Annotated in this window: 21 protein-coding genes and 1 pseudogene; 14 read left to right on the top strand and 8 right to left on the bottom strand. The window is 69.5% G+C overall.

Annotated features, from left to right (window positions below; translation table 11 throughout):
* The first annotated feature begins 9 nt into the window (after positions 1 to 9).
* From ACPC54_RS23375 to ACPC54_RS23355, 5 genes are read left to right on the top strand one after another with little or no spacing between them, the layout of a single operon-like run.
* The gene (locus ACPC54_RS23375) at positions 10 to 549 is read left to right on the top strand and encodes a phospholipase D-like domain-containing protein (RefSeq protein ID WP_498967347.1); all 540 of its coding nucleotides are present in this window, start codon (positions 10 to 12) and stop codon (positions 547 to 549) included.
* An 8-nt stretch (positions 550 to 557) separates the two neighbouring features.
* Positions 558 to 1,052: a DUF1003 domain-containing protein gene (locus tag ACPC54_RS23370; protein ID WP_498967345.1), complete on the top strand. Its 495-nt coding sequence runs from the start codon at positions 558 to 560 to the stop codon at positions 1,050 to 1,052.
* The gene (locus ACPC54_RS23365) at positions 1,049 to 2,650 is read left to right on the top strand and encodes a GH25 family lysozyme (protein WP_498967343.1); all 1,602 of its coding nucleotides are present in this window, start codon (positions 1,049 to 1,051) and stop codon (positions 2,648 to 2,650) included. Before ACPC54_RS23370 ends, ACPC54_RS23365 begins: the two co-directional genes overlap by 4 nt.
* Positions 2,651 to 2,655: 5 nt before the next feature.
* Complete coding sequence (locus tag ACPC54_RS23360) at positions 2,656 to 3,033, top strand: hypothetical protein (protein WP_498967341.1); 378 nt, start codon at positions 2,656 to 2,658, stop codon at positions 3,031 to 3,033.
* Positions 3,030 to 3,359, top strand: a complete 330-nt coding sequence (locus ACPC54_RS23355) for a hypothetical protein (RefSeq protein WP_498967339.1) — start codon at positions 3,030 to 3,032, stop codon at positions 3,357 to 3,359. Before ACPC54_RS23360 ends, ACPC54_RS23355 begins: the two co-directional genes overlap by 4 nt.
* A 759-nt stretch (positions 3,360 to 4,118) precedes the next feature.
* Here ACPC54_RS23355 and ACPC54_RS23350 read toward each other — a convergent pair.
* Together ACPC54_RS23350 and ACPC54_RS23345 are read right to left on the bottom strand one after the other, a co-directional pair.
* The gene (locus tag ACPC54_RS23350) at positions 4,119 to 4,652 is read right to left on the bottom strand and encodes a hypothetical protein (protein WP_498967337.1); all 534 of its coding nucleotides are present in this window, start codon (positions 4,650 to 4,652) and stop codon (positions 4,119 to 4,121) included.
* 21 nt (positions 4,653 to 4,673) lie between these two features.
* Entirely contained in the window at positions 4,674 to 5,189 is a 516-nt protein-coding gene (locus tag ACPC54_RS23345; protein ID WP_498967335.1) for a helix-turn-helix domain-containing protein, read from the bottom strand.
* A 171-nt stretch (positions 5,190 to 5,360) separates the two neighbouring features.
* Here ACPC54_RS23345 and ACPC54_RS23340 point away from each other — a divergent pair, with 171 nt between their 5' ends.
* Entirely contained in the window at positions 5,361 to 6,044 is a 684-nt protein-coding gene (locus tag ACPC54_RS23340) for a SpoIIE family protein phosphatase (protein WP_498967334.1), read from the top strand.
* A 56-nt stretch (positions 6,045 to 6,100) separates the two neighbouring features.
* On the opposite strand, the gene ACPC54_RS23335 is transcribed toward ACPC54_RS23340, so the two are convergent.
* Genes ACPC54_RS23335 through ACPC54_RS23325 form a run of 3 tightly spaced genes read right to left on the bottom strand, consistent with a single transcriptional unit; the run spans position 6,101 to position 7,612 of the window.
* A complete protein-coding gene (locus ACPC54_RS23335) occupies positions 6,101 to 6,355 on the bottom strand; it encodes a hypothetical protein (RefSeq protein WP_498967332.1) in 255 nt (84 codons plus the stop codon).
* 35 nt (positions 6,356 to 6,390) lie between these two features.
* Positions 6,391 to 6,858 (bottom strand): NUDIX hydrolase, encoded by a 468-nt coding sequence (locus ACPC54_RS23330; RefSeq protein ID WP_498967331.1) that lies wholly within the window; start codon positions 6,856 to 6,858, stop codon positions 6,391 to 6,393.
* Positions 6,845 to 7,612 carry a helix-turn-helix domain-containing protein gene (locus ACPC54_RS23325; protein ID WP_498967330.1) on the bottom strand — a complete coding sequence of 256 codons (768 nt, stop codon included), beginning with the start codon at positions 7,610 to 7,612 and terminating at the stop codon, positions 6,845 to 6,847. Before ACPC54_RS23325 ends, ACPC54_RS23330 begins: the two co-directional genes overlap by 14 nt.
* A gap of 106 nt (positions 7,613 to 7,718) precedes the next feature.
* Between ACPC54_RS23325 and ACPC54_RS23320 the strand changes: the two genes are divergently transcribed.
* From ACPC54_RS23320 to ACPC54_RS23310, 3 genes are all read left to right on the top strand, one after another.
* Positions 7,719 to 8,381 (top strand): hypothetical protein, encoded by a 663-nt coding sequence (locus tag ACPC54_RS23320; protein ID WP_498967329.1) that lies wholly within the window; start codon positions 7,719 to 7,721, stop codon positions 8,379 to 8,381.
* Complete coding sequence (locus ACPC54_RS23315) at positions 8,378 to 8,515, top strand: hypothetical protein (RefSeq protein ID WP_498967328.1); 138 nt, start codon at positions 8,378 to 8,380, stop codon at positions 8,513 to 8,515. The genes ACPC54_RS23320 and ACPC54_RS23315 overlap by 4 nt, the downstream gene beginning before the upstream one ends.
* Before the next feature lie 180 nt (positions 8,516 to 8,695).
* On the top strand, positions 8,696 to 9,238 hold the full coding sequence (locus ACPC54_RS23310) for a UCP032817 domain-containing protein (RefSeq protein WP_498967326.1): 543 nt from the start codon (positions 8,696 to 8,698) through the stop codon (positions 9,236 to 9,238).
* A 216-nt stretch (positions 9,239 to 9,454) separates the two neighbouring features.
* On the opposite strand, the gene ACPC54_RS23305 is transcribed toward ACPC54_RS23310, so the two are convergent.
* On the bottom strand, positions 9,455 to 9,700 hold the full coding sequence (locus tag ACPC54_RS23305) for a helix-turn-helix domain-containing protein (RefSeq protein WP_498967325.1): 246 nt from the start codon (positions 9,698 to 9,700) through the stop codon (positions 9,455 to 9,457).
* A 116-nt stretch (positions 9,701 to 9,816) separates the two neighbouring features.
* Between ACPC54_RS23305 and ACPC54_RS23300 the strand changes: the two genes are divergently transcribed.
* On the top strand, positions 9,817 to 10,017 hold the full coding sequence (locus ACPC54_RS23300) for a hypothetical protein (RefSeq protein WP_498967324.1): 201 nt from the start codon (positions 9,817 to 9,819) through the stop codon (positions 10,015 to 10,017).
* Here ACPC54_RS23300 and ACPC54_RS23295 read toward each other — a convergent pair.
* Positions 9,985 to 11,031 carry a hypothetical protein gene (locus ACPC54_RS23295; RefSeq protein ID WP_498967322.1) on the bottom strand — a complete coding sequence of 349 codons (1,047 nt, stop codon included), beginning with the start codon at positions 11,029 to 11,031 and terminating at the stop codon, positions 9,985 to 9,987. The genes ACPC54_RS23300 and ACPC54_RS23295 overlap by 33 nt on opposite strands.
* Before the next feature lie 168 nt (positions 11,032 to 11,199).
* Between ACPC54_RS23295 and ACPC54_RS23290 the strand changes: the two genes are divergently transcribed.
* The 4 genes and pseudogenes from ACPC54_RS23290 (at position 11,200) to ACPC54_RS23275 (ending at position 12,659) form a co-directional block, all read left to right on the top strand.
* Entirely contained in the window at positions 11,200 to 11,388 is a 189-nt protein-coding gene (locus tag ACPC54_RS23290; RefSeq protein WP_498967321.1) for a hypothetical protein, read from the top strand.
* Positions 11,389 to 11,713: 325 nt separating this feature from the next.
* Entirely contained in the window at positions 11,714 to 11,929 is a 216-nt protein-coding gene (locus ACPC54_RS23285; protein ID WP_498967320.1) for a hypothetical protein, read from the top strand.
* A 45-nt stretch (positions 11,930 to 11,974) separates the two neighbouring features.
* A pseudogene (locus ACPC54_RS23280) lies at positions 11,975 to 12,118 on the top strand (aldehyde dehydrogenase family protein); the annotation flags it as partial.
* A 217-nt stretch (positions 12,119 to 12,335) separates the two neighbouring features.
* Entirely contained in the window at positions 12,336 to 12,659 is a 324-nt protein-coding gene (locus tag ACPC54_RS23275) for a nuclear transport factor 2-like protein (protein WP_498967318.1), read from the top strand.
* A 21-nt stretch (positions 12,660 to 12,680) separates the two neighbouring features.
* On the opposite strand, the gene ACPC54_RS23270 is transcribed toward ACPC54_RS23275, so the two are convergent.
* Positions 12,681 to 13,904 carry a serine hydrolase domain-containing protein gene (locus ACPC54_RS23270; RefSeq protein ID WP_498967317.1) on the bottom strand — a complete coding sequence of 408 codons (1,224 nt, stop codon included), beginning with the start codon at positions 13,902 to 13,904 and terminating at the stop codon, positions 12,681 to 12,683.
* Positions 13,905 to 13,906 lie beyond the last annotated feature (2 nt).

Here is a 13,906-nt window from a genome sequence, read left to right as displayed (position 1 = left end):
GAGACACCCATGGCCCTGGCCAACCTCACCATGCTCGACAGGCACAAGACAAACGGCTTCCCGCCCGGCTACCCGATCAACGTCCGCACCTGGTACTCGCCGGTCGACGACGTCCACAGCATGCTCCTCGACCTGGTTCGCTCGGCCAACTCCAGTCTCATCGTGGCGATGTACGGCTTCGACGACGACGACCTCGCCGACGCGATCCAGGAGAAGCTGACGGACGAGAAGGTGTTCGTCCAGCTCACGCTTGACAGCAGTCAGGCCGGCGGCGTCCACGAGCGCCTGTTGCTCGGGCGGGAGTCGTATCCGGCGTCGAGCGTGGCGATCGGCCGGAGCGAGCACGGCGCGATCATGCATCTCAAAATGCTGGTTGTTGACGGCCTCGATGTCGTCACCGGCTCCACCAACTGGAGCCACTCCGGCGAAGCGCTCCAGGACAACCAGGCGACCATCATCCGGGACCCCCTCGTCGCCGCCGAGGCCCGCGCACGCATCGACGCCGTCCATCACCACATGCTCAACGTCGCACGGAATTCCGGCAGGTGAGACGGCTCATGGCGGAACACCGGCACCCAGCGAACATCGCCCGGCACGACGGCCGGTCTTTCGGTGACAGGGTCGCGGATGCAACAGCGGCGTTCGTCGGCAGTTGGAAGTTCATCATCCTTCAGACCGCACTGATGATCATCTGGATGGTCGTCAACACCCAGGCCATCGTCGCCCTACTCCACGTAGTTGGAGTTGCGCACAGCCCGCAAGACGCTCTCGTTCTGATGATCAATCGAGACAGGTGGGATCCGTTCCCCTTCGTATTCCTGAACCTGTTCATGTCTGCTGAGGCCGCGTACGCCACGCCGATCATCCTCATGTCGCAGAACCGGCAGGCCGAGCACGACCGGGTCAGGGCTGAGCACGACTACGAGACCAACGAGAGGTCCCTCGCCTGGAATCGGGCGATCGGTGCGCACCTGGGTGTGGAACCCCCGGACGAATCATTCGCCGCCGGCATGTATGCCCCGGGCGCTTCTCAGGAGGAGAATGCACCATGACGTTCGCGATTGGCTATGACGTCAGCGACTACCAGGCCAACATCCCCAGCGACGCACAGTTTGTCTTCATCAAGGCAACCGAGGGCGGTCGCACCAACCAGCAGGGCTACGCTGCCAAGCTCGCTGATGCGCGGGGCCGTGGACTGGTCGTCGGCCACTACCACTTCCTACACGCCGAGAACCCCATCGAGGGCGAGATAGACCACTTCTGCCAGGTGGTCGGCACCGTCCCGGCGGGCGAACTACTGGTGCTGGACTTCGAGCCGTACGGTCAGCCTGTCGCCGATGCGGCCGCGACCGCCGTCAAGAACGCCTGGCTGACGGCAATCAAACAGCGCTACCCGAACAACCGGGTGGGGCTCTACACGAGCGTCGACTGGTGGCACCGCACCGACGACAACGCGGCCGACTTCTTGTGGATCGCCGACTATGTCGCGGCCGGCTCGCCCCGGGTCCAGGCCGCTTGGCGCTTCCATCAGTGGACGGACAACCCACTCGACTGCGACATGTACAACGGCACGATCGACGACCTGAGGGCGTGGGCCGGCGCTTCGGCGCCTGCCCCGGTAGCGCCGCACGCCGCACCGTGGCCGGGCTTGCAGTTGGTCACCCGCGACCAGTGGGGGGCCAAGCCGTGGAAGGAGCCGAACGGCTCGATCCCGTACGCCGGCCCGCGCCTTGGCGTGAAGATCCACTATCTGGGCAGCCCCTACACCTTCGGGGACCACGCTGGCTGTTCTGCCTACGTCCGCAAGGTCCAGGCCGAGCACATGGACAGCAACGGCTGGTCCGACATCGGCTACAGCCTCTGCGTCTGCGAGCACGGCGTCGTCTTCGAGGGGCGCGGGCTCACCCGCCGGAACAGCGCCAACGGTGACGTCCCACTCAACGAGGCCCACTACGCCGTCTGCGCCTTCCTTGGGTCGTCCGGCTCGACCGAGCCCACGCCGGAGCAGCTCCAGGGCCTGCGCGACGCGATCGAGTACTGCCAGCAGCACGGCCCCGCTGGCCCCGAGATCAAGGGCCACAAGGACGGCTACCAGACCGACTGCCCCGGCAGCCCCCTGTACGCGTGGGTCCAGGCCGGCGCCCCGCGCCCAAACACCACCCCGGAGGACATCGTGACCCCGCAGGACATCCAGGCAATCACCGACGCCGTCGCCGCGCGGCTCGCCTCCGACCCGGCGATCCGCGACGCCAACGCGTTCGCGGTCCACTGGTGGCTCCAGGCCGCGCTCGCCGGCCAGGTCCCGACCGGGGCGAACGGAGGCTGGTCCGCTCTCCTGCCGCAGGTCCGCTCCTCGCTCGGCGCCGTGCTCCGCGAGGAGGGGTCCTCGACTCAGGTCCGCGACGCCAACGCGTTCGCGGTCGGGTGGTGGCTCCAGAAGGCCCTGACCGGCACTCCGGTCCCGGAGGCCACTGGCCAGGCCTGGGGCGGCCTCCTGCCGCAGCTGACCGCCGCGCTCTCCACCCTGCCGCCCGCGGCCCTCACCGCGCTTCAGACCGCAGTACAGCAGGCGATCGCCACGGCGACGGTCCACGTCCAGGTCGACGTGACCGGCACCCCGGCTGTCGCGCCGAAGGCGGTGACCTCGTGACGCCGATGCCCAAGATCCTGGGCCGGGAGCCGGCCCTGTGGCTGACCCTCATCGCCGTGGCCGTCAAGGCGGTTGCCGCCTTCGGTCTACACGTCACCGACAGCCAGCAGGCCGCGATCAACGCGGCCGCCGCCGCGATCGTCGGCGTGGCTGTCGCAGTGATCGTGCACGACGGGCTGTCGGCCGCGCTTCTCGGCGCCGTCCAGTCCGTCGTCGCCCTCGCCGTGGGCCTCGGCCTCCACCTGCGCGCGGACCAGCAGGCGGTGGTGATGTCGCTGGTCGCGGCCGGGGTGGGGATGTGGACGCGCACGCAGGTCACCGCGCCAGTCGCCCCGTCCGTGCCAGCCAGAGCGCAGGTGGCACCGGTCGGGAGCCGCGAGTGAGCACCCCGGCGCAGGACCCTCAGGCCGTCCTCGCCGTCGCCTTGGCCAAGCTCGAAGGAGCCGTGTCGACCGGGTTCGCAGAGACCAAGGGATCGCTGGCGCTGCTCGTCCAACGGGCTGGCCAGACCGACGAGCAGCTCAAGACAGTGACGTCGGAACTCGCCGAGCACGACCGCCGCATCAACCGGCTGGAGCGCGAGGTGACCGCCGACGAGGAGGTCGAACGCGCGCGTCGGCGCCGGATGTCCACGTGGGGAGTCGTCGCCGGGGTGGTCGTCGCGGTCGCGACGGTCGTCGGCACCGCGCTCGCTGTCCTTCATCCCTGACGACTTCGCCCCCGCTCGGCCACGTGCCGGGCGGGGGCGACTTTGCCTTGTTCCCTTATGGTCGACTTCTCCGGCCGTTCTGCCCCACTGGCCGCAGCTTGTTGAACCGTTGGGCGAAATCGCCGTCGTGTTCGAGGCGGTACTGAATGTTCCCTCGGCTGAGGCCCGCCTTACGAGCCGCTTCGATGATGGTGACATTGGGGTCCTCAAGGAGACCCAGCAGACGGTCGTACTGGCCCGGGCTGGTCCGGCCGTGGGACCGCCTTTGCGCAGGCACGGCGGGCCGGTGAGCGAGCCACTCCTTGAGTGCCCGTTCCGCAGTCTTGAACTGCCTGTTACGGCGCCAGTCCGTAAGAGCGGCATTTGTCATCCCAGCTGCCTGCAGGGCATCTGCCACGACACCGTTGTGGTCGATCAGCGCCTTGAGGTAGTCGGCCTGGCGTGCTTCCTTGGATGGAGGGAGACCGTCTGGGCGTCCGCCACCCGGGGCCATAGCGGCAGCGACTCGCGGATGGTCCTTTGCCAGTGATAGTGCCGTCCGCGGGTGCATCCCGAGCTTGCGGGCTGTTGTCAGTGGGTCCTCGCCGCGTTCAAGACCCTGCGCGTAGGCGGTAATGACCTCCGGGCCTGGAGCCTTCCTTGCCCTACGGCGAGCGGCGGTGTCCTCGTTGTGGGCGGCTCGACAGTTTCGGCACCGGCCGCCTGCTCGCCAGCCCCAGGTGCTGCCGCATCCGCGGCCCTCAGCCGCGCACTGCTCGCTCATTCGTCGTCGCCCTTGAGGTCGGTGCGGGCGCCGCGGCCGGGGCGGTCGTTCATGGCGGCGATGACGTTCTCGGCGCGGTAGATGGACTGGCCTCCTCGGCCTGGCTGGCGGCCGATGGCCTCGATGTCCCATCGGGAGAGGGTCTTGCGGGCAGATCCGGTGCTGCCGGCGCCGATGCGGTCAGCGACGTCTTCGATGGTCCACTCCGCGTCGGGGTCCCAGCGTTCGACGATCGGGCCAAGGTCGATGCCTTCGATGATCTCGCTGATGTCGAGTTCGCCGTCCCAGTCCTGGTCCTTCTCGTAAGCCGGGCCGATGAACTCGTCGCCGGTCAGGTAGACGCCGTCCGGCAACGCGGCCTGGACGGCGTCGCGGTAGTCACTGCCCATGAGGCTGAACGCGCCGCATTCGTCGACGCGTTCACACCATTCGGTGCCACCGCCGTTGATGAAGTCGAGGATGACGGCTTCGGGCGTGAGGCTGTGCTTGGTGTGGTTGAGCCAGCTGCCGTAGTTGGTGGTGGTGACCATGCCGATTCCTTTCGGAGGTGTTCAGAGGGCGGCGACGGCGGCACGGATGCCAGCGGTCGTTGCCTGCCAGATCTCGTCCTGGGTGGCGATGCGGGACTCGGAGTGGCCGAAGTAGCCGTGGAGCTTGCCGTCTGCGGTGTCGAACCACACCTTGGTCAGGGAGCCGAGGATGAGCCGGGCCTGGGAGTTGGAGATGTGCTCGCCCTGCCAGGAGGCGGAGGCGATGTTGCCGGTGTTGTAGTGCGAGGTGCTGAGGCCGGCGAAGGAGGCCCAGTCGTTGAGGTAGACGCGGTCCATGCCGTTCTTCTGCCAGCGGTTGCCGCCGATGGCGAGCAGGTTCTCGACGGTGAGGGCGACCTGGCGGGTCTTGCGGAGGAGGGTGGGGAGCTTGATGCGGTAGGCGAGGGAGGCGGCGTCGATGGCCCAGCGGCCGGCGCGCTTGGTGGCGGCGATGGCCCCGGTGCGGCACCAGGTGCGGATGGTGGCGACCGTGACTCCGGCCTGGGTGGCGGCGTTGGTGGTGGTGACGGTGGTCATCTCGGCCCTCCTTGGCTACGCCGATAACTTTGCCTCACGGTGAGGCAAAGTTCAAGCTGCTTCACCCAACTGGGTTACCAGGCAAGCAAAATGGCCCACTCTCCTCCAGAAGGACGGGGCGCTTTGCGCGTTTTCGCCAGACAGCCACCCAGACCACGACACCATGGCCGGATGACCACCATCGGGATCGCCCAGCGCGAGGGCACCGCGGGCCCCATCGCCGACGCCACAGCCACCTACACCTCCGACGCCACAGGCTGGACCACCGTCGCCCTGATCGACGGGATGGGCCACGACCCGGACATCGTGCGCCTGGCACCGATGCTCGCCGAGTCCGCAGCCCGCGCTGGCGCCCTGGTGGGCGTGCTCGGCGGGCTGCTACACGCCGGGGTGCTCGTCCGGGACCCGGGCCCGGATGGCGTGGGCGTGCTGGCGGTGCTGCGGGACGACGGCAGCAGGCAGGTGGCGTGGGCCGGGGACTGCCGCGCCTACAGGTGGGACGGCGAGCAGCTGCACCAACTGACGACCGACCACAACCTCGCGGCCTACCTGACAAAGGCGGCCCGAGGTGCCGGTGAGGTGCCGGTGTCGGCGCTCGCGGACTACGTCGGTGTGACGATCGGGACCGCGGTGCCTGCGACGGTGCCGGTCGTGGCCGTCCCTGCGGATGGCCTGCTGGTGCTGACCTCGGACGGGGTTCACGACCAGGTGCCCGAGGACCGGGTGGCGGCGCTGGTACGTGAGCACCAGGACGATCCGCAGCGGCTGGCGGAGGCGCTGGTGGCTGCTGCGGAGCCGGCGGCGGACGGGTACCGGGACGACGCGACGGCCATGGTTGTGCCTCCGCTGGGCTGAAGCACCGCGTCCCCGCTCCCCTTCGGGAGGGCGGGGACGCTCCGGCGTGTCCGCGCTCAGTCCGATTCGCCGTCGAGCATGGCCTTCGCGGCATCGAGCGAAGCCTGCCAAGCCTTGTGGCGAGTGCCGGCCTGCCGGGCCTGCTCCCAGTAGGGGTGGGCCTCCAACGCGGCAGCCGCCTGAAGGTACACCTCACGCGCGGCCTCGACATCACCACCGGCCTCCCGAACCGTGGTCATGGCCCGGTCCGCACGGAGAGCGGCGATATGCAGGGGCAGCAGGTCAGCGGGAAGATCAGGTGCGTCGGCCATGTCGTCATCGTACGACCAGGGTCGGACGACGCAGGTCAGCGCACCACCGGGATCGCCCCGGACCGCCAATCAGCCAGCCGCTTGCGAATGCTAGACACCATCGGCAGGTCGTCCGTCTCGGCCGGGGTGAACCACGCAACCTCATGAGACTCGTCGGAGACCCGAAGCTCCCCAGCGACCGGGCGCCCGAGGAGGCAGATGCTGAACTCCTGGCGGACCTCGCCGTCGTCGTAAGCGAAGACGTGGCCGGGGTTGGTGTAGGTGCCGACGATCCCAGTGATCTCGATGTCGAGGCCGGTCTCCTCGTAGGTCTCGCGAATGCCGCACCCGGCGAGGGATTCGCCCAAGTCCATCTTGCCGCCGGGTAGGGCCCACATGCCGTTGTCGGTGCGACGCTGGAGCAGGACGCGGCCGGCGTCGTCGACGACCACGACGCTTGCCGCAGGGACGAGACTGTTCGCCTTGGGGGCGTTCGGGTCGTCCTCGTAGTCACGCCTGGGCATGCGCCACCTCCGCGGTCGGGATCGTCCACACGTCGCGCCCCTTGGCCCACAAGTCCTCGATGTGGCCAGCGAACCGGTCGAACACGCCGTCGTCCTGACATCTGCGGAGGTGCATCATCGGGGCGTCGTGGCCGATCCTACCGGGCAGCAGGGGCGTGACGATCATGTCGTTGTCGAACCGGAAGGCCGACAGGCTGACGTGCCCGGTCTCGTACCGAGCCTCGATCGCGGTGTCCCGGAGCTTCGCCAGCTCGGACAGAGTGACCTCGATCCGGGTGGACAAGGTGAGCGGCACGTCCTCCTCGGTCTCGCGCTGTCGCGTAATCGGGCTGGCCGGGTCGCCAAGAACGAACCGGACTCGACAGCCCGCCGCGGCCTTCTTCCGCAGAAGAGCACCGAAGTTGGCGTGCTCCAGCCACAGGAAGTAGTTGGTGTAACCGGCGAACACGAGCTCTCGGGTCGCCCCCTTGGCGAGCTGACGCCACAGCGTGGCGGGCGCCGCCGACCGGTACGGGTACATCTGCACCAGCTCACGGTCCGGTCCCGACTTCACCAGCTGCTGTACAGACGGCCAGAGCACGGTCTCCTCCTCATTGAGGGCCCGGCTGGCTGCTGCGCGGTGCCGGGCGTGGGGCTCGCGCTGCGGGTTGGAGATCCACCTGCTGACGGTCTTGGGGTCGACTCCACACACCCGGGCGAGCCGGGACTCGGTCATGTTGGCACGGGCCATCGCGTCGCGGAGTGGGCTGGTCACGGGCTCGCCTCTCACAGTTGGGACGTTTCAAGGTGTACCAGCGAAACGTCCGAGACGTCCCGCAAACGCGGTATGACGTCCCATCAGGTGACCCGACGATTCAGGTGTGACGAATTCGGTGCCTCCCACCCGCGCCCAGCTCCAGGCCGAGGCCTGCATCCGCTGCGGCGGCGAGGACGGAGAGCTGGTTCCGGCTGGCCACGTGGAGACGCCGACCGGCCCGGGGCGGGCCCCGCTCGGCTGGGCCGTGGTTGCGCATCCCAAGTGCATTCGAGGAGAGGGCGACGTGGAGACCAAGGACGCCGACCTGCGGGTCGCAGTCGACGGGGTCTTGACGGTGACCGCTGCACCGTTCGAGCAGGCGCAGACGATCCTCTGGCAGGCCATCCAAAATCTGCCGCTCGGCGACTACGCGCGCCGGCACATGAAACGCCTGCTGGGCAGCGGCGACACCCTGGAGCTGGAGCGACTGCTCGACGGCCAGGGCGCTGTCGAGCTACCGCTCGACCTCGGCCCGATGGAGCAGACCACGGTCCGGATCTGGCGTGGAGACGGGCTCACCCGGGCACAGAGGACCCTGGCCCGCTACCGGGTCGAGCAGCAGGCGCCCGGCCGCTGGGCGATCCGCGACACCGAGACCGACACCCTGGTCCAGGACGACGAGGGCACGACCAGGATCTACTCCACACAGGCCGGCGCGGAGGACTGGCGCCGCCGCCAGGGGTACATCGCCGGCTACCGGTCGCTGCCCGGCGGGGTGGCGCGGTGAGGTTGGACCCCCCGCACGCCGAGTGCAGCGAGCTGGCCGAGCGGCACGCCGAGGCTGAGCGCCGCTTCGACCGGTCGAGAGCGGTGGACGTACGGATCCGCATGCGCGAGCACCACGCGAAGAAGCACCGGTGACCGGCCGCCACCGAGCCCCAGCCCATCGGCTGGCGTCGTCGTGCGCGGTCTCCGTTGCCGGCCTGATGGTCCTGTCCGCACTGCTTCTGTCCGCCCTCCTTTTGTCTCCTCCCGGGACCTGAGGACGACTCCAGGCTCCGGGAGGCCGCACCACTCGACACCACCGAGAGGAGCACCACCATGACCACTCCCACGCCCGCACCGGCTCCGACGCCCCCGCCCGGGCCGACGAGGCCGCCCGGGCCGACGTACCCCGTCGCGGCGAACGTCTTCATGGGCGAGGCGAACGTGGCCTCCGTCGTGTCCACCGTGCTCGACAACAACAACGGCATGGCGGTCGGCATGGCGGAGCGCATCGTGCGCGAGGCGATCGCGTTCGTCGTCACGGCCGCCCGGCAGCCCCACCTGGCCATGGCGCCCAGCCGGATCGTGGACGAGGGATGGCACGCGCTCATCGTCCACACCGAGGCCTACGCCGAGCTGTGTGCCCGCGAGGGCGTGTTCGTGCACCACAGCCCCGGCTTCGCCCCGGAGAACTTCGCCCCGGACATCCTGGCGCAGACGCAGGAGGCTATCCGGGCAGCTGGGTTCGAGGTCGACGCGGAGCTGTGGCGGGCGCCGACTGACGACAGTCTCGTGTCCGTCGCGGCCTCGTGCCAGCACGCCCCGAACTGCAGTCCGATCGTCATCATCCCCAAGCCCAAGCCCGGGGTGGCGGTCTAGCGGCACGGCGTCGCCCGCTGCCAATACGCTGCCCGGGAAGGGAGGAGGTAGACATGTCCGACCCGGATGATGCGGATCTGGCCGCGTGGCACCGCCAGGAGCTGGAGACGGCTGAGCAAGAAGGGCGCCCTGTGCGGCGCGCGTTCCTCGTACCGGTGCCCGACTCCGAGTAACGCGGCTCCTTGGCCGGCCGGTCCGCGGACCGGCCGGCCAAGGTCACCCGTAGAGCAACCTCCACGTCTCGACGCCGAGTGCCCGGGCGACGGCAACGAGGTCATCGAGGCTGGGCGCCGTCCGGGCGATCTCCCAGTTGCTGATCGACTGCCGGTCACGCCCGATCAGCTGGCCAAGACGCTCCTGGCTCACATGCTGCTGGCGGCGCAAATACCTGATCCGGGCTCCCACCTCGCGGCGTTCCTGCAGCTGGCGGGCATCGGGCGGGCGGCGAGGCGGAGTCGGCACCCCTTGACGCTGGCCGGTCCATGATCGAAAGTCTGCATACCAAACCCACCACTTACCCGACCGCATGTTCGATAGCATGGAAAACCGCACGCGCGGTACGCAAACGGAGCGCCGACATGACCAAACCCCCGGGCTGGAGCCTCGACGAACCGTTCAACACGGACAACGCCATCGAAGACCTCAAGGCCGCCTACGCGCACGCCGCCCACCTGTCCCGCACCGACGACGGATCGGCCGACCACACCGCCGCCATAGCCGAGACGAAGCGCATCATCCGCCTACTCTCAGCCCGACTCAGACGCCACCGCCGCGCCTGAAGCAGCCTCCCGAAGACCCGCCCGCCGGCCCAGCTCATACATGAGCTGGGCCGTCGAGTTGCACCCATAGGCAGCCCGCAACTCGGCAAGCTGAGCAAACACCCTCCGCGGACTGATCCCCACCTCACGGGCAACCGCCGCCTGATCCGACCCAGCCGCGACACGCAGGACAACAGCCCGCTGCAGGTCCGTCAGCCCAGCCGGCGCCTTGGCCTCCTCGCCCCGCCATGCCACAGCACGGCTCCAGTCCTGGTCGAACATCGCGGCGAGGTAGTGGACCACCCCCTCATCGTGGACGATCAACCCCCGGACAGGCTCCGGCCCGGACCCCGTCCAAGGCGTGAAGTCCGTCAACGCAGCAGCCCGCCGGTCGATGATCACGAGACGCAGAAAATCCGCGTCCAGCGTCCGCACGAGACCACCGGCTTCCGAGATAGTCGTCACCCACTCCGCTGTCGGTCGCTCCGACCTTGCGGACACCCGATAGAGCGTCCGCATCGCGACACCACGGCGAAGCGCAGCGAGATCCCGAGCCAGCGCAAACCGTAGAACCTCGACCGGACGAGGCCCCCCCGGCTGAGCCGTCAGAAGCTCGTGCGTAGCAGTGGAGATGAGCTCTGACAGACGGGAGTTAATTCTCTCCATTCCCGACAAGTGCTCCACAGAACCCTCCAGAGGGTCCGGCACCGAGTAGTGGTAAGCCATCGCCAGGTCCTGCAGTGACTCCGGAAGCCCTGCGGCCTCGGACATGGCCCGGCTGATCTGCTGGTAGAGGCGGCGCTGCTTCCGCGCAGCCGCCTCCTGCGGGTCCAAAGTGACATATATTCGCTCGCCCCCCCGCTCGCCCCCCCGCTCGTAGAAGGAGACCAGGCCGAAGTCGAGGAGCTCAGCCAGTGCCCCCAGGTCTCGGGACTCATCGACAGGGGCGCCGAGGCGCATGGAGATGTAGAGACCACGCGCCTCATCGCTGATCGTTGTTGCCTCAAATCCGCCGAGGGGAGCGGGGGTTGACATGGGGCAGGCGCCTCTCCGGAAGGGGAAAATCCGCATTGCGAATTCTCGCACGCCCCAGCCCTTGATCACATCGCGTGCCCGAACCGACAATCATCGTGCAACCCTCAACCACACGAGGTTCACCGCGCCCATACTGCCTGACAGGCACCTTCACGCCCAGGGACGAACATGAAGATCCGCATCATCGCCGCCGCCGTAGCACTCGCCGCGGCCGGCGCCTTTGCCATCGCCACGGAGACGCCCGCGACCGCCCGCCAGGCCGACTCCGGCTGGAACGTCGTCACCCCCAGCACCACGCCGGCCCCCCAGCCCACCCCGGCGCCCACGGCCACTGCCGCCGACTCCGGCTGGAACTAAAACACGGCCGACCGGCAAGGACATCCGCCAGCCCGATCACCCCTCCCGTCCACTCCTCGATCGCGCCGCCCCCTCGCCCCATCCGGCGAGGGGGATGACGCACGCAGGCCCGCCTCGGCCTCCCAAACCCTCGTCATAGCCAGCCAGTCTGGAGACACCCGGTGAGCGCGACCGCATGAATATGCCAGCGGTACATGTAATCAGCACATCCTCCACCCCGTTTGGTCGCACCGAGCCGCCGGACGTTCCCTCCGCCCCACCCACGCCGAGGCTCGTTTCCATCCAGATCGAACTCGCCCAGGCGGACGTCTCCCGCTCCCGGAACATGCGCCTGCACTCGCTCACGCCGGCCGATCTCGTGCTCCTCATCGAAGAACTCCGCGGATCACTGGCGGACATGCTTCGCGTTCACGAGGACGCCGCATCGCAGTGGGCCGGGTATTGGAAGGCCGAAGAGGCCGACCTGGCCCTCATGAGCCGCACCGAGCTTCAGGGGCTCGCAGCCAGCCTTCAGGCAACTCTTGCCGGGCTAGCCTCCTGATCAGGTCTCTGAGCTGGCAGAACTCCATCCCCTCCTGTACCCCCTTATGCGAATGCCGCACACGCGGCGTTCGGCGGCTACAAGAACTCCGGCATCGGCCGGGAGGGCCACAAGGCGCTGCTGGAGCACTACCAGCAGACCAAGAACCTGCTGGTCAGCTACTCCCCCGACGCGACCGGGCTGTTCTAGCCGCCCGGGCGGCGAAAGTGGAGCGGGAGGTCCGGGCGGACCTCCCGCTCCACCGCCACTCCCCGTGGCGGGCCCGAGGGGCGAAATCACCCGTTTCGGGATCTAAGCACATGAATCCGGCGATTTTGCCGACGCGCCGCCGACATGCCCGGACGGCCCGCGCGAACGCCGTAGACAGGACTCCCCTACCCACACCTCCCCGAGGAGTCCCGCCGCGATGAGCATCTCCACCGCCAAGCTCACCGACCCCGCCGTGCGCGCCTTCGTCACCGCGGTCAACGCGGGCGACCGGGCGGCCTTCGAGGCCGTCCTCACCCCGGGCGCGACCATGTCCGACGACGGCTCCGACCGCGACCTCGCCGACTGGACCGAGCGGGAGATCTTCTCCTCGCGCGGCCACATGGACGTCCTGACCGAGTCGGGCGGCGGCCACGCGCTGGTCGCCAACTTCACCAACGACACCTGGGGCGAGATGCGCACCGCCTGGCGCTTCACCGTCGACGGCGGCCGGATCAGCCGCTTCGAGACCGGCCAGGCCTGACGCCACCGGCCGGGCCCGGCGCTACCGCTCCAGCCCCAGGCACTCCCGCACCGCGCGGATCAGGTTGCGCGAGCGGACGTCCCCGGTCACGCCCGGCTGCATGCCGTTGGTGACGTAGCCGAAGCCCAGCCCGAGGTCCGGGTCGGCGAAGCCCAGGCAGCCGCCCCGGCCCGGGTGGCCGAAGCTCGCCGGGGAGGCCATCGGCGCGGTCGGGCCGTGCCGCCAGAAGCCCAGGCCGAAGGTGGAGTTGACGATCAGCACCCGGTCCGGGCCGCTCACCGCCGGGCCGAGCGCGCGGCTCAGCACCTCGGGCCCGAGCAACGGCGGCAGCGGCTCGCCGGAGCCGTCCGCCCGGTCGGCCACGCCGATCAGCGCCGCGTAGAAGCGGGCCAGCGAGCGGGCCGTCCCGATGCCGTTCCCGCCGGGGATCTCGGCGGCGTGCACCGCCGGGTCGTTGAGGTCGACCGTGGGGCCGACCGAGGCGAAGGAGCGGGCGGTCAGTGAGGTCGGGTCCTGGTAGGCGTCCCGGACGGACTGCTTGGGGCGCAGCCGCAGCCCGCTCGGGCCGCTGCGGGCCGCGTCGGGCGCGGGCAGGTCGACCAGCTTGCCGACCCGGGCCTCGGCGGCGGCCGGCAGGCCGATCCACAGGTCCAGCCCGAGCGGGCGGGCGATCTCCTCGGCGAAGTACTGCCCGACGGTGCGGCCGCTCGTCCGCCGCACCACCTCGCCGACCAGCCAGCCGAAGGTGTACGGGTGGTAGCCGTGCGCGGTGCCGGGCTCCCAGGCGGGCGCCTGCGCGGCGACGGCGGCCGCGGCGCGCTCCCAGGTGAGCACCTCCTCCAGCCGCAGCGGCTCGTCCAGCGCGGGCACGCCGGCCTGGTGCGACAGCAGCCAGCGCACCGGTATCTCGCCCTTGCCCTCGGCCTTGAACTCCGGCCAGTACGAGGCCACCGGCGCGTCCAGGTCCAGCCGGCCGCGCTCGGCCAGCAGCAGCGCGACGGTCGCGGTCAGGCCCTTGGTGACCGAGCGCAGCACCTGCGCGGTGTCCGCCGTCCACGGCACGGCGGGCGAGGGCCGCCCGCCGACCTCGGGCCGGGCGTCACCGCCCCACAGGTCGACCACCCTGCGGCCGCGCACGTACAGCGCGAAGGCCGCGCCCAGCTCGCCGTACTCGGCGAAGTTCCGCGCGAACGCCGCCCGTACGGGCTCGAACCCCTCGGCCGTCCCGCCCCAGATCTGCACCACCG

Origin of the sequence: Kitasatospora sp. NPDC094028 (assembly GCF_049543595.1) — a bacterium.
In the GTDB taxonomy this organism is placed as follows: Bacteria; Actinomycetota; Actinomycetes; order Streptomycetales; family Streptomycetaceae; genus Kitasatospora.
Note: the sequence above shows the minus strand (reverse complement) of the source record. Positions and strands in the feature narration are given on the sequence as shown.